The following is a 26,029-nucleotide window of genomic DNA, read 5'->3' on the forward strand; positions in this document are numbered from 1 at the left end:
TAATTTTGAAATTTTGAATTGTTTCTCATCCCACCGTTACTACCCGCCGAATTTCGTCGCTGCGAAACCCGATCACCATTGGACGACGGATGCCCAAAAGTGCTACCACGTCGTACAATTCCAGCACCACCCCTTCTATTCGCAGGGAATGGACAATATCGCCGCTTCTTAGGTCAATTACTAATAAGCCACAGCGAGGCTCAACGTTTTTTTGGTGCAATTTCTCGTCCAAAGCCAAACCACTGAAGGTTTTGTTGTGTCTGGGTTGGGAAATTCCTACCACTGCAAAGTCACCATAAAATACACAACCACGCAGATATCCGGGACAGAAGGCAACTGGTTCAAACACTCCTCGCTTTAAGTCGGCAAAGCCAAACTCTCCCGCACCTGAGTTGAGTAGCCAGAGTTTTTCCTGATGCCACCTGGGAGAGTGGGGCATAGACAACCCTCGCAACACGATTTCATTGCTTTCTACGTCAATGACACAACCCCCATTTGCCCGATGTTCCCGCCAGCTTTCTGCTACGTCCGATTGGCTGACAGCAGTAACGTATTTGGCTTTTCCTGACTGCATTGCTAACCCATTTAGGTGACATCTATCTTCCGCCGCCAGTTTGCTGATAAACGGTGGCTGCCACAAGGGAACAAAACTGTGGGTTTCGCTGACTGTTCCCAAACAACTAAATAAAGTATTGACAAATAATAATTTTTGTGGTTCTAAATCTTTCTCTTCTGCTTTACTCAAAGCGATATCATGAATATCCAAATCTCCTGTCACATAACTCATCTGGGGCAAATAGAGAGCATCGTAACCTTGATGGTTTTGTCCGGGTTGGATAATGTTTTCAAATTTCCAAAGTTGGTACAGGGAACTCATGTAAAGGCTGTTGCCATTGGCATATAACCCCATACACCTTTCAAAGCTGCGTTCAAATACAGATAATTTACCGTTTGCTTGCAAGCCGATAAAGAACAACTTCCCCGCTTGATAAGTAGTGAAGGATAGACTGAGATTTTGCTCATACAGCCAAGCGGTGAACTGGCGAGAAGCGTTGATTTCTAAAGATGGTTTGTCAGTAGTGCGATCGCTGGGATTCACTTGGCACAGACTCCTTGATAACTCTGATGTTCGGTAGGTAAGAATTTCGCCGCCGGGCAAGAAATAACTTTTGACTCGATTCTCCTACTGTTGAACGTAAACTAAGTAATGCCACAGCAACAGATGACCTCTGTCGAGACAGTTCCTAGCCAGTAGTTCTTCATTTCAGAAATTTATCAGAGTATTGTCTAGAGTCTCTTTAAAAGAATAGATGGTTTTGTACTACAAAGATATATTGTGTATACTCTAAAACCTTGAATTCTGAAACATCTCTCTAAAGATAGATAACTAAAATTTACTTATGCCTATTCTGCATCTTGACAAAAAAATTGGGACGGGCAAAATGCCCATCCCATAATAAAAAAGAGACTTTTTGTCATAGAACGCCTTGGCTATATTTAAGCTAAAGCGGTTTCGTTAAGTTACATTCTAATAATGAGTGCCAGTTTTGCGATGGTTGATGGCAGTAACAGCATCAGGCTTGAGTAATTTACCTTCATCTACAGTTGCATACACAACCCAGTGATCGCCACATTCCAGACGTTGGTTGACTGAGCATTCCAAATATGCTAATGCGTCAGTGAGGACGGTACAACCGTTATCTGCAACTGCTGTACTAAAATTGGCAAATCGGTCTTCCCCAGGTGCAAAAGATTTACGGAAATGCTTCATGTAATCTTGGTGATTGCCTTCAGGTAGAATATTTAAGGCAAACTTACCGCCTGGATACATCAAAGATTCGATCGCTCGGTCTTTGGCGATCGCCAAAGATATTCCGGGTGGGTTGAAGGTTGCTTGAGAAACCCAAGCGCCTAGCATTGCGGTAGACACTTCTCCAAGTTTCGCTGTCACCACGCAGACTGAACCAACAATGCGACCAACAGCTTGTTCCACTGGGGTAGCGGCTTGTTGTGGTACGCGTACTTTTTTAGCTTTTTTCAGTGCTTGGGCAAAATCTGTACCTAGTTCTTCACAGAATTTGAGTGTGACATCATCAGGTTTAAACTTGACCTTCAAGGTGTCAAAGCCAAAGCGATATCCAGAATCGCGGAGTTTACCTTCTATTAAGTCAAAGGCTTCACCACTCCAGCCATAGGAACCAAATACTCCAGCGAGTTTGCTATTGTCACCGCTTGAGATCACAATCCCTAAAGCAGTATGAATCGGAGTTGGCGCATGACCACCGATGGTAGGAGAACCGATGATAAAACCTTCTGACTGTGCTAGGTTAATCCGAATTTCATCAGGGGTAGCAAATTCGCAGTTGATGGATTTGACTGCAACTCCACCTTTAGTTAATCCCAGAGCGATCGCTTGTGCTAAAGTCGCCGTATTGCCGTAAGCTGAAGCGTAAAGTAGGGCAACGGAAATCTCGCGATCGTTATGAGAACGGCTCCACTCTCCATAAGCTTTGGTAAGCTCAATTAAGCTGGTGCGTACCAATGGGCCGTGACCCACAGCATACATTCTCACCTGCAAATCTGATATTTTCTCCAAAGCTGCTTGCACATGAGGAATTTGGGGAGCCATCAGGCAGTTAAAGTAGTAACGCTGATCTTCTTTGAGCGCTTCCCAGTTATCATCAAACACTTCATCACCACAGAGATGAGTTGCAAATAACTTATCTGTGTAGAGAATTTGGGTTTGTTGATCGTAGGTACAAAGTCCTTCCGGCCAGCGCGGACTGGGAGTGGGTAAGAATTTCAAAACATGACCCTTACCTAAATCCAGAGTTTCTTTCCCCCGCATCACTAAGACGTTCAAATCTTGCTCTAGGAAAGCAGCACGCAAATTGTTCGCACCGGGAAGAGAACAGACAAAAGTTACCTGTGGTGCCAGTTCTAAAATTGCTTTGAGGGTTGCAACTCGATTGGGACTAAAATGGCCCAAGATTATATAATCCAAACTTTGTAAATCTAAAGTCTGCCGCAATGCCTCTAAATAAATTTCGGTAAAGCTTTCTGGCGGTGGATCGATAAGTGCGGTTTTATCAGCTTCAATTAAATAGCAATTGGAGGTAGTACCTCTTTCAAGTGCGTATTCAATTTCAAACCGCAGACGTGACCAACTACGCGCTCTGATAGCTTTAGTATTTGTAGCAATTGGTAAAATTTGTACGTCGCGTGGCTTGGAATTGGTCATAGCTGTTGGAAATAGGTTACAGGGGATAGGGAACAGGGAACAGGGAACAGGGAACAGGAAACAGGAAACAGGGAACAGGAAACAGGGGATAGTTTTCTTTTCTGTCCCCTGTCACCTGTCACCTCTTCCCTCTTTCTTAGTAGTAATTACCTACTTTGCGATGGCGGACGGCTGTGAGTCCATCGTTTTTGGAGACACGACCTTCTTGAACGGTGCAGTATAAAATCCAGTGGTCGCTGCATTCCATGCTGCTCTGTATTTCACATTCCATGTATGCCAGAGCATCAGTTAGAATCGGAGAACCGTTTTTCGCGGTTTGAGTTTTCACTCCTGCAAAACGGTCAGCACCTGGATGCAAGCGCTTGAGAAAGTGTTTTTTGAGTTCTTGATAGTTGCCTTCTTCCAAAACATTGAGGACGAAGCGATCGCCTACTTGCATTAAAGAATCAATGGCGCGGTCTTTAGCAACAGCAATTGTTAATCCTAACGGTTGCAAACTCGCTTGCGTTACCCAGGATGCCAGCATTGCACTTGAGACATTTTCTTTTTTTGTGGTGACTATATACAGTCCACTACTAATGCGACCCAACGCCTTTTCCATGTTGACATCAAGGGACTTAATGTGCTTGATGTTGCGATCGCGCACTAGCAATTGTCCCAAGTCTTTACCCGCTTCTTCACACAACTGGAATGTGGATGCGCTAGGAGCTTCTCTAATCCTAATGGCTGGGAAGGCTTCTTTAATGCCAGAGTCCAGAAATTTTCTGCGGAGTGTATCAATGGGTTCATCATCCCCACCGTAACATTCAAACAGCCCAACCAGTTGCTTGTTCTTGGCAACAGCTAACACCGAACTGATACTAGCTTGGGCGGCGGCGTTTGTAGTTGGGGGCATACCAATAATGATGCTAGCTGCTCTACCGGCTAGTTCTTGGATTTCTTGGCTCTGGGCAGTACTTAGATCCAGGACTTCTACCCCAACTCCAGTTTTCAGTATACCTTCGGCAACTGCATGACCAAGGCGCTCACTATAGCCGTAATCTGAGACAAAAAATAAGCCAACTGTGGTTTCTGCCTTGGCTTGTTTTTGGCTCCAATTTTCGTAGCACCCGGTTAGAACATCTAGATGGTGGTATAATAAGGGGCCGTGACCGTTGGCGATAATATTAATCTTCCCTAGTTCGCTCATCCGCTTCATGGCATTCACCAAAGAACGAGCGTTAGGGCCCATCAAACAGTCGTAGTAAAATCTAAAGTCAGCTTCAATCGCTTCTAAATCTTCGTCGAAGGTGCGATCGTCACAAAAGTGCATCCCAAAAGCATCACAGGTGTAAAGAATTTGGGTTTTGCGGTCAAAGCTAAAGATTGTATCCGGCCAGTGCAGGTTGGGCGCACTCACGAATTCCATTTCGTGTCCTTTGCCGATATCTATGCGATCGCCAGTTTTCACAACCCGCTTAGAAAAAGGATCGTGTACTAAGCCTTCTAAAAACTGAAGCGCAACTTTTGATGCTAAAACGGTAGCTCTAGGAGCTAACTGAAGAACATCTTCCACCAAGCCGCTATGATCTGGCTCTGTGTGACTAACAATTATGTAATCAATTGTTTTGGGGTTAACAAGACCTTTTAAAGTCTCTAAATACAGATCGCGAAACTTCTGGTGAGAAGTATCAATCAAAACTGTTTGTTCACCCCTAATTAGATATGAATTGTAGGTTGTGCCGTTTTGCAGTCCGAATTCGATATCGAAGCGATCGCGATCCCAATCAAGAGAGCGAATCGCCGTTGTGTTAGGGGCAATTTCTACAGTTTGTATAGTTAGCCGATGTTGAACGTTCTCTGCGATCGCTACCATTATTCGTCTCCGAGCGCAAATTATCAGGTTTTTCTTCTGCCCCCATTGTCTCTATTATTTTTTGTTTAAGTTGTAATGAATATCAGTTTTTGAAAAATTTAACTTGTATCAATTATTGCTTTTTCTTAGCAAAAAGTATGACTAAAAAATCTACTCGATCTGAATTTATCTAAAAAATATACTGAGTATTTATTTTTGCGACTTATCCCAGTTTCTCATAAATTAAAAATATCACGATCCTTATAATATTTGACAATAAAAACTGAAAAAATAAAGATGTTATCACATATCTAAGAATACTACTATATATAAGAATCCGGTTTGATTTGGAGAAAATATCCGTAGGATGTGTTAGCACGGAGAGTACGGCATCAAACCCATGATAATAGTGCGTTACGAACTCCGTTCTCACACAACGCCAGTTGCTACAACGGAGGGAACATCCCTTCGGGAAAACCAGTCGCCTAGGTTGGGAAACCCGCCTACAGCGCTGGATTCACCGCAACGCACTGGCTCCTCTACAATACCTAATTTCGTTCAAAAATCAAATAGTAATCCTATAGAACTCATCTCTGATTTTTTGAAAAACTCAGTACAAATAAAAAAGCTTTATCTACCCTTGCCTCTTGGGTATTGCCTAACTATACAAGTAAGTTAAAAAATTAATTTTAATTTTTTGAGAATGATGTATTAATGCTAAAAAAATATCAGAATTTATACATAAAGTCTGTAGTTATGGTGAAATATAACTGTCTTCAGCAAATAGAGTAGAAGTTAGTTTTTGAAGATGCTATCTCATAAATAAGTAGGAAAAGTAGGAAAAGTAGGAAAATTTGAAAAAGTAGGAAAATTAACAAAATAAGTTCTATCTCCAATAAGTATTGAATATATTTTTATCTCAACGAAGAATCTTGTTACGCAAAATATAAACTTTATGTAAAGTTGATAAAATAGATATTTCTTGTAGATAATTAAGAAAAACTTCCAGAGATTAGTTTAATAAAAAGGAACTAGGCTTATATATGTCTTTTTCTACTCATTCAAATGGAAACTCTCTCAAAAATAATTTTTAAAGTTTCGGTAAATCACCGTAAACATACGAATAATCTAATAATTTTAGTGATACAGTCCTTTATTATCGACTTTAGACACTAATTAGGATAACGCCAACAAATTATTCTTGTTATGGCTAACAGCTATAGCTTCTATCTCTCAGTCCAATTTGCTTATACATGCTAATGGTGTTCTTTTTGATGCGCCTAACTTTTTATAAAATTCCATTGTTGATGATAAATTGCAAATTTTGATATCCCTTTAAAGCCGATACTTATTACGTAACATCATTTTAGATACTGGCATCCTTAATATTTATAGTTAAATTTTAAGAGCGTGCTATTAAATACGTAAGTCATTAAGTATATAGGTGTGAATAGACACAAAAAAAAATAGAAAAAATTAATTGTGCAAAAGGTTATTAATTATGGGATGCCGATTAAAAGTCTTTCTAACTGAGCAAGAAAAGCTGACTTTAGAAGAGTTAAGAAAAGCCAAAGATGCTCCTCAACGTACTAAGGATCGCGCTCAAGTCTTATTGCTAAATAATCGCGGGTTAAAAAACGAGCAAATTGCTAAAGGCTTGAACTGGGCAATTTCAACAGTACGTCAAACCCTTCATCGTTGGGAAAAGATGGGTTTAGCTGGTCTGTGGGATGCTCCTGGTCGAGGTGGAAAACCTCGATATTCAGAATCAGATTTGGTTTATCTAGAAAATTGTTTAGCTCAAGAGTCGCAGACTTATAACTCTAAACAATTAGCAAAAAAACTGGCATCTGAACGTCAAGTAAGCTTGAGTGCAGATAGGTTACGACGGGTACTTAAGCAAAGGGGAAGAAGGTTTGGAAGCGCACAAAAACAACCCCAACAATAGAATACTTAGTAGTCTGTCAAGCTATTAATGAAAAGTTTGTAGTAAGCACTTTAGTGCTTTGAAAATCAGGACTGAAGTCGTGACTACGAACTTTCTTACCCCAGATCAACGATAATTCGATCTAATTAGTGTACCTCATAACTTTGGTAACTGCTGTATTGGCATATATAGCAAGGAACTCGGAACTAGGGACTGGGGACTGTGTGAAAAGTCTTCTTGTGTATAAGTTTCATCATCTGTTGATATCCTAACCACCAAGGCTTGTGCTATAGCTAGCTTTTGAGGAGAGGTACACAGACTCAATATCCGCTTTTTTGGTCAGAATATCCAACTGAATTCTGACTCCTGAATCCTCAATTCTGTTTAATAAAACAAAATCCACCTAAACATTAAATTGTTTGGTGGACTTGTTATTTATTCTTAGTGGATCCGAGCAGAGTCGAACTGCTGTCCAAATTGGGTATTGACCCCCCGCTCATTCACAGGTTTAGCCTTTCTAACCCTCAAGGCGGGAATCGTTCATTATCCCGAACGTAGGATGCTCTGATTTAATCTTAGCTAGCAAGCCAACCAGAGAACGCTTACTAGAGCATCCGTTGGGGTTTGGTCTTCAGTCCTTAACGGAGTCAAACTAAAGACGCTCGAACCTATAAGAGGCGTTTAGGCAGCTACTAGAGCATCCTTACGAGCAAAGCTAACGATGTTATTCGCATTTACTTTTTGTTTGAGCCTTTGATTTCCGAGAGGAGACTCACTCTCGACCTGAATCACAGAGCAGCGTTCGCCAACCTGTCGAAACCGTGACGGACCCATGCACTTTATATTTCAATTATAATACATAATTTGGGAATTCGTAATTCGTAATTATCAAAGTCTGGATATATGGCTCCAATTACTAAAAATAGCCAATCGCTAATTTTAAAACCATTAGCAATTGGCTATTTGCCACGATCCACAACAAGTATTTTTCTAAGTTAGTGCTTCAGCACCACCAACAACCTCAAGGAGTTCTTGAGTAATTGCAGCTTGTCGAGCTTTGTTGTAAGACAGTGTGAGGCTATTAATCAATTCACCTGCATTTTCACTGGCATTACTCATAGCTGTCATCCGCGCTGCTAGTTCACTAGCTGCCGATTCTTGCAGCGCCCGCAATAGCTGGTTACTCAGATACAAGGGCAACAGAGAATCGAGGATCTGTACTGGATCTTGCTCGAAAATCATGTCAGGGGCCAACGGGCGGGCTTCCTTGGTCACTTTTTCCCGTTCGACTTCAAATTTACCGCCACGGGTTGTCAAGCGGAAGATTTCATCATCGCCTGCTTCTAGTCCTTGCGGATCGAGTGGCAGTAGGGTTTGGATCACAGGACGCGAACTAACCAAGGAAAGGAATCTGGTATAGATTAATTCGATGCGGTCAACTTCTTCGGAAAGGAACAAGGAAAGTAGTTGATCGGCAATTTGATTGGCTTCGGCTGCGGTGGGAATTTGCTCTAGGCCGCTGTAGGTAGCATCAATGGGCTGATCGCGGCGTTGAAAGTATTGTGTTGCTTTGCGTCCGACTAGCACAAATTGATAGTTTAGACCTTCTGCCTTGATTTCTTTGGCGCGGTTTTCTGCACGACGGATAACGTTATTATTATAGCCGCCGCATAAACCGCGATCGCCTGAAATTACTAACAGCCCGACTGACTTAACTTGTCGTTTTTTCAGCAGTGGCAGGTTGGCTTCTTCAAAGCGCAGACGGCTTTGCAAACCATATAATACTTGTGCCAAGCGATCGGCAAAAGGGCGAGTCGCTAGCACTTGTTCTTGCGCCCGGCGGACTCTAGCCGCAGCTACGAGACGCATGGCTTCTGTGATTTTTTTGGTGTTTTTGACCGACTGGATGCGATCGCGTATTGCTTTTAGATTGGCCATATTTTTTTCCTTAGTAGTTAGTCATTTGTCCTTTGTCATTAGTCAGTAGTCATTAGTTCTATACCAATGACCAATGACCAATAACTCATGACTAATTACGCTGCTGCTTTGAAGGTCTTCTTGTATTCGGTAAGCGCTTCCTTCAAGGCTGCTTCTTCTGCGTCACCTAATGCTTTAGATGCTTGTACTCCTTGGGCATATTTACCAGCCTTTAAGGACTCCCGCAGACCTTGGGTAAAGGTGGTGACTTTATCTACAGGTACATCATCTAAGTAACCATTAATACCTGCATACAAAATTGCCACTTGTTCATATACTGAAAGTGGCGAATTTTGTGGCTGCTTGAGGAGTTCGCGCAACCGTTGACCCCGTGCCAACTGGTCTTGAGTGGCTTTATCTAAGTCAGAAGCAAATTGCGCGAAGGCTTGCAAGTCGTCAAATTGGGCTAGTTCCAATTTAATTTTACCGGCAACTTTTTTCATTGCCTTGGTTTGAGCCGCAGAACCCACGCGGGATACTGAAATACCAGGGTTTACAGCCGGACGGATACCAGCGTTAAACAAGTCAGAAGACAGGAATATCTGACCATCGGTAATAGAAATTACGTTGGTGGGGATGTATGCTGATACGTCACCAGCTTGGGTTTCGATGATTGGTAGGGCGGTCATGCTGCCTTTACCTAATTCGTCACTCAGTTTTGCGGCTCTTTCTAGCAAACGAGAGTGAATGTAGAATACATCTCCGGGGTAAGCTTCGCGTCCGGGTGGGCGACGTAGCAGTAGGGACATTTGGCGATAAGCTTGGGCTTGCTTGGAAAGATCGTCGTAAATTACCAGGGTAGCTTTGCCTTTGTACATAAAGTACTCGGCAATAGTTGCGCCTGTGTAAGGAGCTAGGTATTGCAGTGTTGCTGGTTCACTGGCGCTAGCGGCGACGACGACGGTGTAATCCATCGCGCCTTTTTCTTGCAATGTCTGCACCACGTTAGCGACGGTGGAAGCTTTTTGACCGATCGCAACGTATACACAAACTACATCTTCTTCTTTTTGGTTGATGATGGTGTCGATCGCGATCGCAGTTTTACCGGTTTGGCGATCGCCAATGATCAATTCCCGTTGACCGCGACCAATAGGAATCATTGAGTCAATAGCTGTGATACCCGTTTGCATGGGTTCGTGTACAGACCGACGAGCAATGATACCGGGTGCTGGAGATTCAATCAAACGACTTTCTGAGGACTTGATGTCACCCTTGCCATCAATGGGGCGACCCAAAGCGTCTACAACTCGTCCAATTAAGGCTTCTCCGACTGGAATCTGAGCAATTCTACCAGTGGCGGTTACAGAACTACCTTCTTGAATTTCCAGCCCTTCACCCATTAACACCGCGCCTACGTTGTCTTCTTCTAAGTTCTGGGCGATGCCGATTGTGCCATCTTCAAATTCCAAAAGTTCCCCAGACATGGCCTTTTCCAGACCATATATCCGGGCAATACCGTCACCTACTTGTAAGACAGTACCAACGTTAGCAACTTTGACCTCTTGATCGTATTGCTCGATTTGTTGTTGAATAATGCTGCTAATTTCGTCAGGTCTAATTGATATGCTCATGTGTCTATGTTGTTTGCTTTCGAGACGGAAGTAAAAGGTACTAGGGATTAGGGACTGGGGATTAGGGATCAGGGGTGGAAAGAATTTATGACTATAATCTTCTTCCTAGTCCCCAGTACCCAGTACCCAGTCCCAATTTTTTAGCTATTAGTTAAGCGCAATGAAAGGCGGCGCAACTGACCCCGGATACTGGCATCAATTACCTGCGAACCTACTTTAATGATCACACCACCAATTAACTCACTGTCTACCTTGCTTTCTAGTTCTACCTGGCGAGCATTAGTTATGGCAATCACTTTTTCTGTAATTGCTTGCTGTTGAGCTTCTGTGAGGGGAACGGCTGAAATTACTTCCGCTAATACGGTTTGATTCAGCTGCCGCAACAGCGCCAGATATTGTTGAAAAATCGATTCCAAGAATGCAATGCGACGTTTGTCTACTAGCACTAACAAAAAGTTACGTAAGTAGGGGTTAGCGCCTTCACCGAGTATTTGTTTGATGAGAGCTTTTTTGTTCTCAGACTGAATAAACGGGTTGCTGAAGAAGTTATGTAGCTGTTTGTCTGCCTTTAGCAGTCCCAGAAAAGTCCGCGCATCTTCCCCGAACTCTTCTGTCAAATTTTTCGATTGCGCTATTGACAAAAGCGCCTGTGCATAAGGTTGTGCGACTTCGGCTGTTGCTACCTGACTTGTCATACATTGCCTCCCAGTTGTGCGATGCTGCGGTCAATTAAACTTTGTTGAGCATCGTCGGCAATCCCGCCTTTAAGCTGCGATTCGACTTTCTGCAATGCTAGTGTAGCAACTCGTTGCCGTAATTGAGCGATTGCTCGCTCAGTTTCGGTGTTTAAATCTGCTGCTGCTGTTTGTTTCAAGCGTTCTACGTCTTGCGCTGCCTTTGCTAATAAGGCTTCTTTTGATTTTTGGGCGTTTTCTACGGCTGATTGGCGGATACGTTCTGCTTCTGCCTGAGATTGCTTTAACTGCTCTTGCGCTTGGGAAAGGGCAGTCTTTGCCTCTTTTAAGCGCCCTTCTGCTTCCTGAATTGCGGTGGCAATATTGGATTGTCGCTCGTTCAGGATATTGCTTAAAACTTTACGTCCGAAGTAGAATAAGATGCCAACCAGAATCGCTAAATTGATCAGATTGGTTTCAAAAATGTCTAGGTTTAGACCGAAACCACCTTCTCCTGCGCCTTCTGCCAATTCAGAGTGAACAGCGTTCGCTTCTGCGGCAAGTAATAAGAATGTCCCCATGATACCCATTTACAAGTGCGCTGCTCGCTTGCTAATACGTTGTATTTTCCCGAAGGGAAATTAAGTATCTTTCCCCAGAAGGGAAAAAGTGCCTTTTTTTGACACTTAATTAAGCGCTCTGGACTAGGGGCCAGTTGCGCGTATGCTTTACACAGAACCAATCTCGTTAGTTTATCTAACCGGAGTTGGCCCCAATAGTTTTTCTAGAATCTGCCGGCTTAAAGCATCAACTTGTTGCTCTAAGGTACTAAAAGCTTGTTGCTTTTGTTGTTCTATTTCAACAGAAGCTTGTTCTCGTTGAGACTGAGCTTCCTTTTGGGCTTCGGCTATTTTTTCGGCAGTAATTTTCTTAGCTTCAAGTTGAGCGGCTTCTACAGTAGCTTGCGATTGTCTGCGAGCGTCTGCGAGTTGCTGCTCATATTCGGTAGCCAAGCGCTCGGCTTTAGCCAAGCTTTCTCGCGCCTCAAGGGTATTAGTTCGGATATAATTATCGCGATCGTCTAGTACCTTGGTCAGTGGCTTATAGAAAATTGCATTCAATAAAGCTGCTAGTAGCAGGAATTGCAATGCCATGAAGGGCAAGGTAGCATCGAAATCAAACATTTGTCTCCTCTTTGGCTGGAGTAGCAGTTTTCATGGCTAGCAACGTCATCCAACCTTTCATATTTTAGAGACCCATAGCCAACAAGGGTCAACTGAACATTAGAAATATTACGATACCCAAAAAATTTTGATTGTAGAGGCGTGATGATTCACGTCTCCACACTCACAAAAATTTCAGGTATTAACCGAAAGGATTAGCAAACAGCAATACCAGGGCAATTACTAGACCATAGATAGTCAAGGATTCCATGAATGCCAAGGTTAATAGCAGAGTACCGCGAATTTTTCCTTCTGCTTCAGGTTGACGAGCAATACCTTCTACTGCTTGTCCAGCAGCGTTACCTTGACCAATACCAGGGCCAATTGCAGCTAAACCAATCGCTAAAGCAGCAGCGAGAACTGAAGCAGCCTGAACTAATGGATCCATGTTGATTTTCCTTGCTTTGATTACAAAACTAACAGACTTACGTTAACGATTAGAAACGTGGTTTTCACGCTGCACATGAGTTCTTTCGATCGCGCTTTGCGATGTTTTGAGCGAATATGCTCTTGGAACTGTGCTATCAACTGAGAAGTTTAATGCTCCTCATGTTCATCTCCACCATGCCCCTCCATTGCCTCATGAATGTATGCTCCGGCTAGGGTGGCGAAAACCAGGGCTTGAATGGCACTGGTAAATAAACCCAAGGCCATTACAGGCAGAGGTACAAATAGAGGAACTAGCAGCACCAACACCGCTACAACCAATTCATCCGCCAAAATATTACCAAATAGCCGGAAGCTTAGGGAGAGGGGTTTGGTGAAATCTTCAAGAATTGCGATCGGCAACAAAACGGGTGTTGGCTCTATATATTTCTTAAAGTAGCCTAAACCCCGTTTGCTAAAACCCGCGTAAAAGTACGCTAAGGATGTTAACAATGCTAATGCAACAGTCGTATTGATGTCATTGGTGGGAGCAGCCAATTCGCCCGAAGGTAGCTTGATGAGCTTCCAGGGAATTAGCGCCCCTGACCAGTTCGATACGAAAATAAACAAGAACAATGTGCCAATAAATGGCACCCAAGGGCGGTACTCTTTCTCACCAAGTTGGTTTTTGGCCAAATCACGAATAAATTCTAGGGCGTATTCCATCAAATTCTGGATGCCCTTGGGAATTCTTTGTGCGTTGCGAGTAGCAGCTATTGAAGCCACTACTAAAATGCTAATCACAAACCATGAGGTGAGAAAAACTTGCCCATGAATTTTAAGATTGCCCAACTGCCAATAGAAATGATGACCTACTTCTAATTCGGCGAGGGGAAAAGAATTAAAGGCGTTTAAGACACTAAGCATTTGCATTCTTCAAGCTTTTTCCCCAACGAGCGAGGATGGGATTACTATCTTTGTGAGCCTGAACTTTTTAAGAATCAGGAATGAACGCAATTTGCACCATATAGACGAGGAGCGTGGCTTTGTAAGTTAGAAATCCCAAAAATATGGGCAAAATCTGTAGCTCACGCCATTGAGTTGCTACGATCATGACTCCAATAAATAGAGCAAAACGAGTTTTGCTCAAACTGGTTTTTTCACTACCAAGTTGCTCAACGTCTCTAGCCAACATTTTTAAGTAAACCACACCTGTACACGCCCCAATTAAATAATTTAGGGCAATGTTTAAGGAATAAAAAATCCACACAGAGATAAAAATAACCCCCGTCAAGACAAGCGTGATTACCAACAATCGCTGGAAGAGTTGATGAAACTCTTGCATAGAGTTACCTGATTCTGTGTCTCCAGAACCAGTTTTAGCATCTTGTTGCGTTGTCGGAGTGGGCGCAATTGATTCGTCTGACAAGCTCACGAGACTTGAAACCAGTACAGCTAAATTATGATGACTGCACATTCAGTCAGCTGAATCATATCACGATCCGGTAACAATACTTTAGGAAAAAACAATTAACTTCTTGTCAACCTTAGACAGTCAGTAAAATTGCGCTCTCCGAAGTAAGAGAGTGACTGATGATGTAAGAGAGTGTGCGGATGAATAATCAATAATCGTTGCCGGAAAATTCAAATTTTCTTCTAATTCCAGCTTTTTTGAGTGGATTATCCTCCTCCAAAGTCGTTACATAACATCTTGGTGTTTGAATTAAGTCGGTGTCAATAAAATCAACTGGTGCTTGAGGAGTGTATGGACGTACCGCAAATCAGAAATTGTAGAGTAGCGGCTTGTCATCAAAGATCGCACCACTGCTAAATTCCAGAAAACTCCAACTTTTAGGATGTGCAATACCCTGTTTATTGGGTACTTTCCTAATTTACATTAATTTACCAAAAGTGGTGATGGGCGATCGCTCATCACCATGAGTATAAATTGCTTTTGTTAAGCCAGTAACAGAGTTCAGTTTAATTAAGAAGCTGGTGTCAATAAAATCAGTTGCTGCTGAAGAAGCGTTCTTACTCCATCTAATCCCAGTTCTACACCTGTCAAAATATTTGCAACTGTGGAATTTGCATCACACTTTTGCATAAATTCAAACTCTGGTACAGATAAATTAACAATCTGGTAATTGTAATTAAAGAAGCACTGACTAGGAAATCCTTCAAGACAAGGATTAAGTTCGGGAATCGCTGCCAATAAAGCATTATCGTCTGACCAGTCAGCTTTGGCTAAGGGAGGACGACCGAGGAAAAACTCGTAATGAGTTACTTCTGGATCTAGTAATTCTATCAGGCGATAAAGCTGGCGATCGCTCAAATCTTTTGCCCGTTCTACTAACTCCGGTGCTTTGCCCAAAAGTCTCTCCAAATCCCAGAAACTCGGATTCGAGAAACCAATAAACTCCAATCCCGAAGCATCAATTAATTCAAACAGCGTCTCAATGTTGTAGTCAATTTCTTGGGGATGAACGTACATATCAGCAAAGTGTTCATCCTTGTGATTTTCTAATGACCAGCGCTGCTTTTCGGATTTGACAATTCGGTTATTTTCTGGTAAAGAAGAAAATATTTTTCGCCCGACTTGGACACCATCGCGGTAGTCGCCTTTTTTGTCACCTTGCAGAAGTGCGATCGCTTTTTGCATGAGTTGAATTTCCCAGCGCCCCAATTCCCCATACACAAAAATGTGCATCAAGCCGCCTGGGGCTAACTTTTTCGCCAAGGCTTGAATACCGCGAATTGGATCGAGGGTATGATGCAAAACGCCAACACAGTTAATTAAATCAAACTCACCCGGTAACTGTTCCACATCAAACAAGCTGAGGTGATGAAACTCAACACGGTTAGCCCCAGAACGCTGACAACGTTCTTTTGCTACATCTAAAGCACCAGTACTGAGGTCAATTCCCACAACAGAAGCCTGGGGGTTGAGGTGAACCAGGTACTCTGTACTTACACCAGTACCGCAACCTGCATCTAAAATCCGAATATCTTGTCTTTGAGGTTTTTGACCTGTGCAGAAATTATGAGCGGCTAGCCAATTCCAGCGCCAGTTATAACCTGGAGGTGGTTCATCCAACAAAGCTTCCGGCGGAAAGGGATATGTATTGTAGAGTTTGGCAACAGCAGCACTAACGGTTTGGGAATCGGACATGATGAGGAGTAACGCAGCATTTCTGAGTTTAGCGAATGCTGGACACTTCAGGTAGACAAATAATTGCGATCGCCATCAACCCATATATTTTAGGTAGGAAAGTTGTTTCAGTAAAAACACTACTGTTTAAGTATCTATTAACTAATAAGCTTTAATTGTAATTTTATATAAAAACTTACTTATTAAGGAGCATGGAATGGCTATAGGATTGCCTGAATTCGTTGAGAATCCAGAAAATCGTTGCCCTGTAATTCTTTTACTCGATACTTCTGGGTCTATGTCAGGTCAGCCTATCCAAGAGTTAAATCGAGGACTTGCTGCTTTCAAAGCAGATGTACTCAAAGATTCTCAAGCATCGCTGAGTGTGGAAGTGGCAATGATTACATTTGGTCCTATAGTTAAACTGAAGCAAGACTTTGTAACAATTGACCAATTTACACCGCCTATATTGGAAGTAAATGGTGGTACCCCCATGGGTGGAGCGATTGAGTATGCTTTGGATTTTTTAGAAAACCGCAAACAGGCTTATAAAGACAACGGTATTCTCTATTATCGCCCTTGGGTATTTTTGATTACAGATGGAGCGCCAACAGACTCCTGGTTATTAGCCGCGCAAAGATTGAGAGAAGCAGAAGCACAAAGCCGACTGTTGTTTTTTGCAGTTGGTGTACAGGGTGCTGATATGAATATCCTCCAACAAATTTCACCACCTGAACGTCCACCAATTATGCTAAATCGCTTAGATTTTCGTGAGTTGTTTGTCTGGCTTTCTGCTTCGATGAAACGGGTTTCTAGTGGCAAAGTGGGACAGGCTGTAGCTTTACCGGCTGTGGGATGGGGTCAAATTACTACTTAGGGGAAATTTTGTGAATTGGAAAGCCGTTGCGGATTCTGCGATCGGAACAAGTCATCAAAAGCAGGAGATAGTTTGTCAAGATTATGTTGATTATGGCATCTTTGATGATGTTATTTTAGGCGCAGTTGCTGATGGTGCTGGTAGCGCCAAACATTCTGATGTTGGTTCTAAGTTGGCGATAGAAACGGTACTCAAATGCTTTTCTGAAATTAATGAATCTCCTCAGAAGGAAGATTTTTCTCAACCACTTTCCAAAGAAGAAGCAGAGAAAGTTTTTGCTAAGATTGTGAACCAAGTTATTAAAGAATTACAAAAGCAAGCAGAAGAAGGAGATTATTCTGTCAATGATTTAGCTTGTACGTTATTAGTTTTCGTGGCAACTCCTGACTGGATTGCAGCTATGCAAATCGGGGATGGATTTATTGTGCTGCGTTCCCAAGAGTCAGAATATAAACTGTTGTTTAAACCAGATAAAGGTGAGTTTGTCAATGAAACAACTTTTATCACCTCAACAAATGCAGTAAAAGATATGCAGGTAGAGGTTATTTCCGAAAAACAAGAGTTTATTTGTGCTTCCACTGATGGACTGGAAAAAGTGGCAATTCGCTTGAGCGACTGGAAACCTTTCTCACCTTTCTTTAAACCTTTGGAGGAATACTTACACGAAACTGTTAATCCAAAGGAAGATAAATATCTGACGGAATTCCTTAACTCTGAGCGGCTAAATTCTCGCACTGACGATGATAAAACTTTACTTTTGTGCTTGTTTGATAGAGAGTAAAATTCGATGACAGTTCTCACCTGTGCTAGTACGGGAAAATCAATTACTCTGCTGGGTGAACCGATAGCTAATAGTGGTGAAGGTAAAGTTTGGCGAACTAATCACAATGGTTACTTAGCAAAAACTTATCACTCACAAACTCCTGAGCGTGTGCAAAAATTGGCTATGATGATAGCGCACCGACCCAAAGAGCCAAACTCTCACCTCAATCATATTTCTTTTGCTTGGCCTAAGTCGGTACTGAAAGATGCTCAGGGTAATTGTGTGGGTTTTTTGATGCCGGAAATTAAGGAAGCAAAAGAACTTATTGATGTATACAATCCCAGCAAAAGAAAGGCTTTAAAACTTGATGTTGATTGGCGTTTTCTCCACACAACGGCTCTTAATATAGCCTCAATTATTGAAGCAATTCACATTTCTGGCTATGTTTTGGGTGACATCAATCAGCAAAATATTCTTGTTAACGATCGCGCCTTACCTTCAATTATTGATACTGATTCTTTTCAGGTTCGGAATCCGGTAAATGGCAAGATTTATCGTTGTCCAGTTGGTTCACCAGATTATACACCACCGGAACTGATTGATAAAGATTTTTCTACTATCGATCAAACGGAAGTACACGATCGCTTCCGGTTAGCAGTGATTATCTATCAATTGTTGTTTGGTGGTCAAACTCTTTTTACGGGAGAGTGGATAGGGGCGGGGAAAATTCCAGAAACTAATGAACTTATCCGTCAGGGTTTATGGCTGTATGCACCAAACAGTTTGTTTCAGCCTGTAGATAGGACAATTCCGCTTGAGATTGTTCATCCAGAGGTTCAGCGATGTTTTCTCAAATGCTTTAATGATGGTTATAAAAATCCTAACTTGCGCCCAACTGCTGGGGATTGGGTAAAGGCGCTGAGACTTGCTGTTAATGAGTTAACTATCTGTGGAAAGTTAGACAGCCATTATTACAGCCGAACTTATGGTAAGTGTTATTGGTGCGATCATTCTACAAAACTTGGTATTGATATATTTCCTGGAGTTATTAAATCAACATCAAAAAAGGGAATTTTGGCGGCATCTAAAACCCTACAACTGGATATTCTCTGTCGCCAAAATCGGTATCTGAAATTCCTGCTGGAACTAAACTAGTTTTACCCTCACCTAATGGGTCTTTTCTAACTTTACATACAGGGAATACGCCAACTTTGGCTGGTTGCTTGCGAAATTGCCAAGCTGTAGCGGAGTTTGCTCAAAAGTATGGCGATCAAATCGCTGTAATTCCTGCCGGTGAGAGGTGGAAAGAAGATGGTAGCCTACGTCCTGCATTTGAAGATTTAATTGGTGCTGGAGCAATTCTTAGTTATTTACATGGCAGTTTATCACCAGAGGCAGAAGTTGCTGTGGCAACATTTCAAGCTTTCCAGCAAGATTTACTGGGGTACTTGAAAAAATGCAGTTCGGGTAAAGAGTTGATTGAAAAAGGTTTTGAGTTAGATGTTGAACTGTCTGCCGCCTACAATATTAGTGATTGCGTGCCTTTGTTTATTGCTAACGCCTATGTAAATTCTGCTTACATTAATTAAGCATGTGCCATATTTAGATGCCTTTGCCTTGCCAAGTTACCTTTGTGTTTTTCCCAGGTAATGGTTGTGTCGATAATCTCGTCTAAGTCATCGTGCTTTGGTTGCCAACCTAAAACTCTACGGATTTTATCAGCACAAGCTGCAACACAGGCAGGATCGCCCGGACGACGTGGAGCAGCAATAACAGGAAAATCTACACCGGAAATAGACTTGACTCTTTCAATAACTTGCCGCACACTGTATCCTTGCCCGTAACCGCAGTTGAAAATTTGGCTTTCCCCTCTTTTTTCTAGGTAATCCAAAGCATCTAAGTGAGCAGTTGCTAAATCCTCGACGTGGATGTAATCTCGGATTGCAGTTCCATCGGGCGTAGGAAAATCAGTGCCAAAAATTCGGACTTCTGGCTTGCGCTTGAGTGCCGCATCACAAGCAGCCCGAATCAAGTGAGTGGCATTCGGTGACATTTGCCCCAATAATCCATTTGGTTCAGAACCTGCTACGTTAAAGTAACGTAGAATTACGTACCGTAGTGAAGATGCTGCTGCATAATCCCGGATCAGCCATTCACTCATCAATTTGGAGCGGCCGTAAGGGTTAATGGGCTGTGTAGGATTTGACTCAGTAACGGGATTATCTTTAACTTCACCGTACACTGCGGCTGTGCTGGAAAAGATGAACTTGTTAACACCCATAACGCTACAGCAGTGGAGCAAATTTAAGGTGTTACGGGTGTTGTTTGCGTAGTAGTCGAGGGGATGAGCTATTGAATCTGGAACAATCAGACTAGCAGCAAAGTGTAAAACTGCACTAAATTGATGCTGGGCAAAAATTTGATAAAGATGCCCAGTATCTACTAAATCGCCAATAATTAGTTTCCCGTAGATTACAGATGCAGGTGAACCAGTAGAACAGTTGTCGTAGACCACGACATCATAACCAGCTTCCCCCAGTTGACGAACTACATGGGAGCCAATGTAACCAGCACCACCAGTTACCAATATTTTCTTTTTCATTTCTTTTTCCTTATCTACCTTTACCTAGCAAAACAACTCGAATGGTTTTAAAGGCGATCGCTAAATCCAACCAAATGGAATAATTTTTGATGTAATACAGATCGTAAGAAAGCTTTTCGTAAGCATCTTCAATAGATGCTCCGTATGGATACATAACCTGTGCCCAGCCTGTAATTCCCGGTTTTACCAGATAGCGTACTTCATAGTAGGGAATGGCTTGTTTGAGTTTGACATCAAATTCTGGTCGTTCTGGACGAGGCCCAATCAGACTCATTTCACCCTGTAAGACGTTCCATATTTGAGGTAATTCATCAATACGCAACAAACGTAGCCAGTATCCGACTCTGGTGATTCGTGGATCGCGTTGACTAGCCCACTGCGCCCCCAACTTTTCTGCATCCTGAGACATGGAGCGAAATTTATAAACTCTAAATGGTTTACCATACAACCCACTTCGCTGCTGACTGTACAATACTGGGCCAGGACTATCTAATCTAATTAGTAATGCAACCAACAACAGCAGTGGTGCAACTAATACTAGTAAAAAGAGGATCAATATCAGATCGACAACTCGCTTCAGTTTCATACTGAAGTAACCAGGCATTAGGTTAAAACCATCGCTAAAAGCCAACCATTTATCTTGTAGGAGCGATGAAGGAAGTTTATACCAAAATGTTTGGTAAACATCCGGCAGTGTATAAACCGGAATACCTCGCAACCGTATCTGCATTAACTGTTGTGTTTGAGATTGGGAAAAATTTATCTGGGCTGTAACTATCACCCCAGACCAGGATTCTTGACTCCATTGCGACAGATCGCTCAGATTTCCCTGATAACTCAGATTGCTTTTTGGTAAGTCTATAGTTGTTTGATTTTCTTCTGCTAGAATAGTCAACTTTCCTAAAGGATTAAGCACTAGCAGTTTTTGTGCAAATTTAATCGCATTATCCCCTGCTCCTAGTATTAACCAACGACTTTTCAGGTCGTGCGATCGCACCCATTTGACTGCCATCACGCGCAATATTACAGCCCAGATAGTAAAGATTCCCAAGCTAGGTAAGAAGACACTCCGCCACAATACCGGATGATGTTTGCCAATGCCTGACAAGTAAATTAGGGCGGAAATGAAGAAGGCGATCGCAATGTTACAAACAATAATTCGAGCAGGCGCTCTTAAACCTGCGATTTGTCGCTCTGGATGGTACGCATCTGCTAAATAAAATGCTGCAAGTGTCATACACACAAATCCATAAGGCAATGAATTGAGCCAATGCAAGGGTTGATCTAAACGCAACCATTGTGCGATCGCTAAACAAATGAGCAAACCAAAAATATCTCCTAACAAAAGCAATATTGGTAGGCTGCGGACTATATTGGGCAGCCTAGCATTAGCAGGGTAACTAACAGAACTTGTAAGAGTCATTAATTTTTCTTATTCTTTCAGTATCCTGGTATTGATTTGTTCACTAAAGTCAGCAATAAATTCCAAGATAGCAATACTAAGGATTAGCTATCTATGTCAAAAGGCACACAAGCAATAAATTTTTTGAATGCTCTGTTTTTCAAAAGTATTGGGTATTGGGTATTACGGACTAGGAGAGTCAGCATCAGCAATTTCCCGTAGTATATATGTCAAACCTACATCTTACTTGCGTAGGCTGTCCGATTTTTTACTTTACATTTGCATTATACTTGCATGATGATATGAATGTAGTAAATATAAACTTTAAAATTAAATTATTGCCAATATACTTACTTAACTTTTAGTAAGGTTTTTGAATTAAATACAACTAAATATAAAAGTTATTGCTCCCAGCTAATTATAAATTTAAGTATAAAGAGTTTATAAATTATAAATAAAAATATTTATAATCCTTACTCGTTAGGACTTTAAGCGTTTTTATGTACGTAAATATTAGTTAATTTAATAACGTTTTCATCAATTATAATATTTTGAGTATTAATACTTAAAAAATAAAAACATTATTTGATTTATAAAAAAAAGCTAAAAATAATTTGTATTTTATAATACCAGTACAGCAGCTTGTATGAAGGTTATATGAAGGTCAAGGCTTTATTTAATTCAAATATTTGTCAAAGAAATATAAAATCCTAGAGAAAGAATATTAAAAAAACCTTGACAATTAGATAATGTTTCTGAGATAACATCTAAAAAGAGCAACAGAAAAGAAAATAATCTAAAGAACCATGATTAAATAGTTGTTTTTTATACAAGATTTTAAAGGTAATTATATTTAATAATGTCCAAATGATTATCTTGGACTACTGAAATTGGGAAGCAATATTAGTAACTTTTTCAACTATTAGCAACATATTCTATGCCCTCTAACCAAGAAGACCAAAACTCTCTAGATTTGCAACAATACTCGCTGATTATGAAAAGGCGTTGGCTAGTCATAACTGCGGTGACTGCCTCTGTTTTTGGACTTTCAGCTTTAATTGCTATCAGGCAAAAACCAATTTATGAAGCAGAAGGCAAGTTACTGTTTAGTAAAACTGACCGGGTTTCTTCGTTGACAAGTCCCTCGGCACAAGTTGGAGAGTTGAGTAGTGTGACTCAATTAAGTAGCCCATTGGATACAGAAGCAGAGGTAATTCGTTCTAACCCAATAGTTGAGAAAACTATTACTAGTCTCAAATTGGTAGATAAGCGAGGAATACCCTTGGCAATAGATGATTTTCTCAAGAAAATCAAGATCAAGAGTATCCGAGGTACGGATATTTTGGCGATTTCCTACAGGAGTAGCAATCCCATAGAAGCAGCAGATGTTGTGAATTTGCTAATGAGATATTACCTAGAGAATAATATTCGCATTAACCAAACCCAAGCGACAGTGGCACAGAAGTTTTTAAATAAGCAATTGCCTGAAGTTGAAGCAAGGGTAGTCAAATCAGAGGCAGCTTTACGTCGGTTTAAAGAAGAAAATCGCGTAATTGCCTTAGACCAAGAAGCAACACAAGGAGTAGATAGACTCGCAGGTTTATTAGACCAGATTACCGAAGCCCAGGCAAATTTAACGGATGCTGAGACTCGCTCACAACTTCTGGAGCGTCAATTGAGATTGAATTCGCAGCAGGCTGTAGATATGGGGAATTTAAGTCAATCAAAAAGCGTACAGGAGGTGTTAACAGAGTATCAGGAGACGGAAAACGAGTTAGCGGTGGCACATACTCGCTATACAAATGAACATCCAGCGATCGCTAATTTGACAGCAAAAGAAGCAGCCCTGAAAAAGCAGCTAGAGACTCGAATTATTGAGAATGCAGATAGAGAAAAATCTGTATCATCTCAAAATTTAGGGATGGGAGAACTCAAGCAGACCCTACTGGCCCAACTCGTACAGTCGAATGTAGAGCGGTCAGCATTAGCTAATCGAGTTACAGTTTTGCAGAATGCTTATACACTTTCCCAAAGACGATTGAGTATCTTACCCCAACTGCAAGAAAAACAGCAGCAGTTAGAGCGACAGTTGCAAGTAGGGAGGTCTACCTATGAAGAACTGCTAAAGCGATCGCAAGAAGTCGAAGTAGTAGTAAATCAGAATGTCGGTAATGCCAGGGTAGTATCTGCGGCTTTGCTTCCTAAAAAAGCTGTTTCTCCCAACATTGCTCTTTACCTAGCGCTGGGTGGATTTTTGGGCATTTTGCTCGGTGTAGGGTTAGCTCTGATGTTAGAAGCTATGGATCAATCCCTCAAAACTCTCGAACAAGCCCAGCAGTTATTAAGTTATCCCTTACTCGGTACGATTCCTCACTTGGGTCAAAAATCTAAAAATGATGGGGAAGCTTTAGTCGAACTGCCGGTGAGAGATAATCCATATTCGGCAGCAAGTTCAGCTTTTGAGATGCTTCAGACAAACCTGGATTTTACCATCTCTGATAAACCATTAAAAGTAATTGCCGTAGTTAGTTCAACTCCAGGTGAAGGTAGATCGTTTGTAGCAGCGAATCTAGCAGTAGCTAAGGCACACATGGGACGTAGAATCTTATTAGTAGATGCGGATATGCGTCACTCCTGCCAACAGGAAATCTGGAAATTATCTAACCCAGTCGGACTAAGTAATGTTTTAGTTGGTCAAACGGAGTTCTGCAACACCGCCCAAGAAGTATTAGTTAACTTGGATCTGTTAACGGCTGGGACAATTCCACCCAACCCCGCAGCATTGCTAGATTCACAGCGTATGGCTTTGTTAATTGAAGAGGCAGCCAAAGAGTACGATTGTGTGATTATTGATACTCCTGCCTTGAGTTTGTTTGGTGATGCATTGATGCTGGGCAAGATGGCAGATGGGATATTGCTAGTTGTACGTCCTGGAGTGCTGGATTGTGCTGTTGCCAAGAGTACAAAGATGATGCTTGAGCAAGCGCGATCGCGCGTTTTGGGAATGGTGATGAATGGAGTTACTGCTGATAGTGGTCTTATTCACTACAGCCAGAAAGGTTATTACGACAAAAATAGCAGCGATGCCTACGGCGGCAAGCTACGCAATGGTAAGGGTGAACTGAAGTTCCCCAATATACGCATTTCCTGATCGTTAGATGGCGGTTTAATTTAACTCTTCTGGTTTTTTACGGTAATGCTTGTATTAAAAGAGAATATTTTTGGTGAACAACAGCATACTTAAGAACGGTTTTTACAATTCAATAACAGGATTAATCAAAATAGGGCTAGGTATACTGATTATCCCTATACTAATTCGCCTGTTGGGGATTGAAGAGTATGGACTATGGACTTTAGCTTCTGCTGTGGTGGTAATGGTTACTTTAGCTGAAGCTGGTCTTTCTACAGCCACAACTGTATTTGTCTCGCAAGACTTAGGAAAGAAAGATATTAATGGTCTGTCACAAACCTTGACTGTAACTTTTGGAGCAATGCTGATATTAGCAACTTTAGCAGTAGTTGCTCTTTGGATGGGTGCTGAACCGATTATGAATTTATTTCCTAAATTGGGTCAGTTACAACAGTTAAAAGTTATACAGGCTATCAAAATTGGTGGCTTAGTAGTAGCAGCGCGATTACTGCAACAAATCTTGATTGGTGTCGAACAAGCCCATCAGCGTTATGACTTGATGAATGTGCTAAATACAATGCAGTCCGTCCTACTGAATGTCGGAATGCTAATTGTAGTATTGCTAGGAGGTCGCACCGTTGAGTTAATGCAGTGGCAGGCTGGAATTGGTGTAGTGACTTTGTTAAGTCATATCTGGGTAGTGCGATCGCTACTTCAAAATTTGAACCTTCGTCTGAGTTGGAATCAACAAAAAGCAATAGCAGTCGGAGGCTACAGCTTAATGATGTGGTTAAATACATTGGGAAGTATGCTTTTTAGTCGAGGCGATCGGTTGATTGTTGGAAGCTTTTTAGGTAGTCAAGTGCTTGGAGTATATGCAGGAATCACAGATATCACCGCCCAAATAAACTCATTTTCTGCCTTACCTGTACAACCTTTACTTCCAACTTTAAGCAATCTAATTGGACAGCAGAATATTAATCAGCGTCAATTGGAGCAGCAACTTAAACAAGCTACCCAAATTAATGGATTATTTGCTTTAGGAATGGGAGCAACTCTCATAACACTTTCGCCACTAATTCTCAAAATACTATTTTCTGAGCAAACTGCAAGTCAATACTTAATTACGTTCTGTATTGCAACAGTAATTTATGCACTTTTTTCCTGCCATGCAGTTGGCTACTACTCTTTGTTAGCAACAAATGCAGTTAAAGCCTGTGCATTGATTCAGCTGCTAGCTAGTTTTTCGTCACTAGGATTAATTGCCATTGGTGCTTATAATTTTGGCTTAACA

General features: G+C 41.6%; 22 protein-coding genes and 1 other RNA gene. 8 read left to right on the forward strand and 15 right to left on the reverse strand.

Annotated elements, in window-relative coordinates; all coding sequences use genetic code 11:
- Positions 1-25 precede the first annotated feature (25 nt).
- The 3 genes from V7K42_RS26745 to V7K42_RS26755 all read right to left on the reverse strand — a co-directional run bounded on the left by V7K42_RS26745 (position 26) and on the right by V7K42_RS26755 (position 5,096).
- Positions 26-1,159 (reverse strand): TIGR03032 family protein, encoded by a 1,134-nt coding sequence (locus V7K42_RS26745; RefSeq protein ID WP_334920449.1) that lies wholly within the window; start codon positions 1,157-1,159, stop codon positions 26-28.
- Positions 1,160-1,528: 369 nt separating this feature from the next.
- On the reverse strand, positions 1,529-3,241 hold the full coding sequence (locus V7K42_RS26750; RefSeq protein ID WP_334920451.1) for a diflavin flavoprotein: 1,713 nt from the start codon (positions 3,239-3,241) through the stop codon (positions 1,529-1,531).
- A 136-nt stretch (positions 3,242-3,377) separates the two neighbouring features.
- Positions 3,378-5,096, reverse strand: a complete 1,719-nt coding sequence (locus tag V7K42_RS26755; protein ID WP_334920453.1) for a diflavin flavoprotein — start codon at positions 5,094-5,096, stop codon at positions 3,378-3,380.
- A gap of 1,480 nt (positions 5,097-6,576) precedes the next feature.
- Between V7K42_RS26755 and V7K42_RS26760 the strand changes: the two genes are divergently transcribed.
- The gene (locus tag V7K42_RS26760) at positions 6,577-7,023 is read left to right on the forward strand and encodes a helix-turn-helix domain-containing protein (RefSeq protein WP_334920455.1); all 447 of its coding nucleotides are present in this window, start codon (positions 6,577-6,579) and stop codon (positions 7,021-7,023) included.
- 421 nt (positions 7,024-7,444) lie between these two features.
- Here V7K42_RS26760 and ssrA read toward each other — a convergent pair.
- The 9 genes from ssrA to V7K42_RS26805 form a co-directional block, all read right to left on the reverse strand.
- Positions 7,445-7,834, reverse strand: a transfer-messenger RNA (tmRNA) gene (gene ssrA / locus V7K42_RS26765).
- Between the two features lie 158 nt (positions 7,835-7,992).
- Entirely contained in the window at positions 7,993-8,940 is a 948-nt protein-coding gene (locus tag V7K42_RS26770) for a F0F1 ATP synthase subunit gamma (RefSeq protein ID WP_334920457.1), read from the reverse strand.
- A 95-nt stretch (positions 8,941-9,035) separates the two neighbouring features.
- Positions 9,036-10,550, reverse strand: a complete 1,515-nt coding sequence (atpA, locus tag V7K42_RS26775) for a F0F1 ATP synthase subunit alpha (RefSeq protein ID WP_334920459.1) — start codon at positions 10,548-10,550, stop codon at positions 9,036-9,038.
- 140 nt (positions 10,551-10,690) lie between these two features.
- Entirely contained in the window at positions 10,691-11,245 is a 555-nt protein-coding gene (gene atpH / locus V7K42_RS26780; RefSeq protein WP_334920461.1) for an ATP synthase F1 subunit delta, read from the reverse strand.
- Positions 11,242-11,814, reverse strand: coding sequence for a F0F1 ATP synthase subunit B (locus tag V7K42_RS26785; RefSeq protein WP_334920463.1), 573 nt, complete (start codon positions 11,812-11,814; stop codon positions 11,242-11,244). Before V7K42_RS26785 ends, atpH begins: the two co-directional genes overlap by 4 nt.
- A gap of 162 nt (positions 11,815-11,976) precedes the next feature.
- Positions 11,977-12,408: a F0F1 ATP synthase subunit B' gene (locus V7K42_RS26790; RefSeq protein WP_334920464.1), complete on the reverse strand. Its 432-nt coding sequence runs from the start codon at positions 12,406-12,408 to the stop codon at positions 11,977-11,979.
- 181 nt (positions 12,409-12,589) lie between these two features.
- A complete protein-coding gene (atpE, locus tag V7K42_RS26795) occupies positions 12,590-12,835 on the reverse strand; it encodes an ATP synthase F0 subunit C (protein WP_012411162.1) in 246 nt (81 codons plus the stop codon).
- 149 nt (positions 12,836-12,984) lie between these two features.
- Entirely contained in the window at positions 12,985-13,746 is a 762-nt protein-coding gene (gene atpB, locus V7K42_RS26800) for a F0F1 ATP synthase subunit A (protein WP_175586935.1), read from the reverse strand.
- Between the two features lie 61 nt (positions 13,747-13,807).
- A complete protein-coding gene (locus tag V7K42_RS26805) occupies positions 13,808-14,290 on the reverse strand; it encodes an ATP synthase subunit I (RefSeq protein WP_334920466.1) in 483 nt (160 codons plus the stop codon).
- Between the two features lie 326 nt (positions 14,291-14,616).
- On the opposite strand from V7K42_RS26805, the gene V7K42_RS26810 reads away from it, so the two are divergent.
- Positions 14,617-14,754 (forward strand): hypothetical protein, encoded by a 138-nt coding sequence (locus V7K42_RS26810; RefSeq protein ID WP_334920468.1) that lies wholly within the window; start codon positions 14,617-14,619, stop codon positions 14,752-14,754.
- Between the two features lie 43 nt (positions 14,755-14,797).
- Here the strand turns inward: V7K42_RS26810 and V7K42_RS26815 are convergent, their stop codons facing one another.
- Positions 14,798-15,982, reverse strand: a complete 1,185-nt coding sequence (locus V7K42_RS26815) for a class I SAM-dependent methyltransferase (protein ID WP_334920470.1) — start codon at positions 15,980-15,982, stop codon at positions 14,798-14,800.
- A gap of 196 nt (positions 15,983-16,178) precedes the next feature.
- Between V7K42_RS26815 and V7K42_RS26820 the strand changes: the two genes are divergently transcribed.
- The 4 genes from V7K42_RS26820 to V7K42_RS26835 are packed head-to-tail and all read left to right on the forward strand — an operon-like array spanning position 16,179 to position 19,190.
- Positions 16,179-16,838: a vWA domain-containing protein gene (locus V7K42_RS26820; protein ID WP_334920472.1), complete on the forward strand. Its 660-nt coding sequence runs from the start codon at positions 16,179-16,181 to the stop codon at positions 16,836-16,838.
- Between the two features lie 10 nt (positions 16,839-16,848).
- On the forward strand, positions 16,849-17,619 hold the full coding sequence (locus V7K42_RS26825) for a PP2C family serine/threonine-protein phosphatase (RefSeq protein WP_334920474.1): 771 nt from the start codon (positions 16,849-16,851) through the stop codon (positions 17,617-17,619).
- A 6-nt stretch (positions 17,620-17,625) separates the two neighbouring features.
- Entirely contained in the window at positions 17,626-18,756 is a 1,131-nt protein-coding gene (locus V7K42_RS26830; protein ID WP_334920476.1) for a helix-hairpin-helix domain-containing protein, read from the forward strand.
- Positions 18,735-19,190 (forward strand): 2-phosphosulfolactate phosphatase, encoded by a 456-nt coding sequence (locus V7K42_RS26835; protein ID WP_334920485.1) that lies wholly within the window; start codon positions 18,735-18,737, stop codon positions 19,188-19,190. The genes V7K42_RS26830 and V7K42_RS26835 overlap by 22 nt, the downstream gene beginning before the upstream one ends.
- On the opposite strand, the gene galE is transcribed toward V7K42_RS26835, so the two are convergent.
- Positions 19,187-20,203 carry a UDP-glucose 4-epimerase GalE gene (galE, locus tag V7K42_RS26840; protein WP_334920478.1) on the reverse strand — a complete coding sequence of 339 codons (1,017 nt, stop codon included), beginning with the start codon at positions 20,201-20,203 and terminating at the stop codon, positions 19,187-19,189. The genes V7K42_RS26835 and galE overlap by 4 nt on opposite strands.
- 10 nt (positions 20,204-20,213) lie before the next feature.
- Entirely contained in the window at positions 20,214-21,626 is a 1,413-nt protein-coding gene (locus V7K42_RS26845; protein WP_334920480.1) for a sugar transferase, read from the reverse strand.
- A 916-nt stretch (positions 21,627-22,542) separates the two neighbouring features.
- On the opposite strand from V7K42_RS26845, the gene V7K42_RS26850 reads away from it, so the two are divergent.
- On the forward strand, positions 22,543-24,756 hold the full coding sequence (locus V7K42_RS26850; RefSeq protein WP_334920482.1) for a GumC family protein: 2,214 nt from the start codon (positions 22,543-22,545) through the stop codon (positions 24,754-24,756).
- Between the two features lie 73 nt (positions 24,757-24,829).
- Positions 24,830-26,029: oligosaccharide flippase family protein (locus tag V7K42_RS26855; protein WP_334920483.1), on the forward strand; the 1,200-nt coding region annotated here is incomplete at its 3' end.

This window comes from Nostoc sp. (assembly GCF_036917455.1).
Taxonomy (GTDB): Bacteria; Cyanobacteriota; Cyanobacteriia; order Cyanobacteriales; family Nostocaceae; genus Nostoc.

Excerpts from the sequence above, each read along its gene's own strand:
- V7K42_RS26850 (WP_334920482.1), top strand. The coding sequence starts at position 22,543 with ATGCCCTCTAACCAAGAAGACCAAAACTCTCTAGATTTGCAACAATAC.
- atpH (WP_334920461.1), bottom strand. The coding sequence starts at position 11,245 with ATGACAAGTCAGGTAGCAACAGCCGAAGTCGCACAACCTTATGCACAG.
- V7K42_RS26770 (WP_334920457.1), bottom strand. The coding sequence starts at position 8,940 with ATGGCCAATCTAAAAGCAATACGCGATCGCATCCAGTCGGTCAAAAAC.
- atpE (WP_012411162.1), bottom strand. The coding sequence starts at position 12,835 with ATGGATCCATTAGTTCAGGCTGCTTCAGTTCTCGCTGCTGCTTTAGCG.
- V7K42_RS26815 (WP_334920470.1), bottom strand. The coding sequence starts at position 15,982 with ATGTCCGATTCCCAAACCGTTAGTGCTGCTGTTGCCAAACTCTACAAT.
- galE (WP_334920478.1), bottom strand. The coding sequence starts at position 20,203 with ATGAAAAAGAAAATATTGGTAACTGGTGGTGCTGGTTACATTGGCTCC.
- V7K42_RS26845 (WP_334920480.1), bottom strand. The coding sequence starts at position 21,626 with ATGACTCTTACAAGTTCTGTTAGTTACCCTGCTAATGCTAGGCTGCCC.
- V7K42_RS26805 (WP_334920466.1), bottom strand. The coding sequence starts at position 14,290 with ATGTGCAGTCATCATAATTTAGCTGTACTGGTTTCAAGTCTCGTGAGC.
- V7K42_RS26790 (WP_334920464.1), bottom strand. The coding sequence starts at position 12,408 with ATGTTTGATTTCGATGCTACCTTGCCCTTCATGGCATTGCAATTCCTG.
- V7K42_RS26750 (WP_334920451.1), bottom strand. The coding sequence starts at position 3,241 with ATGACCAATTCCAAGCCACGCGACGTACAAATTTTACCAATTGCTACA.
- V7K42_RS26830 (WP_334920476.1), top strand. The coding sequence starts at position 17,626 with ATGACAGTTCTCACCTGTGCTAGTACGGGAAAATCAATTACTCTGCTG.
- V7K42_RS26785 (WP_334920463.1), bottom strand. The coding sequence starts at position 11,814 with ATGGGTATCATGGGGACATTCTTATTACTTGCCGCAGAAGCGAACGCT.
- V7K42_RS26760 (WP_334920455.1), top strand. The coding sequence starts at position 6,577 with ATGGGATGCCGATTAAAAGTCTTTCTAACTGAGCAAGAAAAGCTGACT.
- V7K42_RS26755 (WP_334920453.1), bottom strand. The coding sequence starts at position 5,096 with ATGGTAGCGATCGCAGAGAACGTTCAACATCGGCTAACTATACAAACT.
- atpA (WP_334920459.1), bottom strand. The coding sequence starts at position 10,550 with ATGAGCATATCAATTAGACCTGACGAAATTAGCAGCATTATTCAACAA.
- V7K42_RS26820 (WP_334920472.1), top strand. The coding sequence starts at position 16,179 with ATGGCTATAGGATTGCCTGAATTCGTTGAGAATCCAGAAAATCGTTGC.
- atpB (WP_175586935.1), bottom strand. The coding sequence starts at position 13,746 with ATGCAAATGCTTAGTGTCTTAAACGCCTTTAATTCTTTTCCCCTCGCC.